Here is a 213-nt window from a genome sequence, read left to right on the forward strand (position 1 = left end):
CACACCGTATACGTCATCTTACGATTTTGCACAGTGCTGTGTTTTTAATAAACAGTTGCAGCCACCTGGTATCTGCGACTCTCAATAGCTCCATCCGCGAGGGACTTCACCGTCGAGAGCGTACCTTCTCCCGAAGTTACGGTACCATTTTGCCTAGTTCCTTCACCCGAGTTCTCTCAAGCGCCTTGGTATTCTCTACCCGACCACCTGTGT

1 rRNA gene is annotated in these 213 nt (G+C 50.2%); it reads right to left on the reverse strand.

Features of this window, described 5'->3' with window-relative positions:
* Positions 1–213 (reverse strand): 23S ribosomal RNA (locus IQR33_RS24270); the annotation flags it as partial.

It is taken from the genome of Vibrio sp. OPT46, from assembly GCF_015163535.1.
Lineage (GTDB): Bacteria > Pseudomonadota > Gammaproteobacteria > Enterobacterales > Vibrionaceae > Vibrio > Vibrio alginolyticus.